Origin of the sequence: Streptococcus mitis (assembly GCF_946190115.1) — a bacterium.
Taxonomy (GTDB): Bacteria; Bacillota; Bacilli; order Lactobacillales; family Streptococcaceae; genus Streptococcus; species Streptococcus mitis_CO.
In genome coordinates, this window is the sequence record NZ_CAMHZG010000085.1 from 1 (window position 1) to 229 (window position 229).

Here is a 229-nt window from a genome sequence, read left to right on the forward strand (position 1 = left end):
GCAACAGGATGGGCAACTGCAAATGGTCAATGGTCTTACTTTGAAAATTCAGGTGCTATGGTCGCAGATAGAGCTGTCCCAGCCAGTGATGGGGAAAGTTATGTCATTGGTAAGGATGGCTATCTAGCAAATAGAAAAGATTCTGGATACAATATTCATGATATTGTCAAACTTGGAGATGGGCAAGAATATTTGCTAAATGCTAAAGGTGACGATGTTATTATTGAAA

General features: G+C 39.3%; 1 pseudogene. It reads left to right on the forward strand.

Annotated elements, in window-relative coordinates:
* Positions 1–229, forward strand: a pseudogene (locus N8L90_RS09495) (N-acetylmuramoyl-L-alanine amidase family protein); the annotation flags it as partial.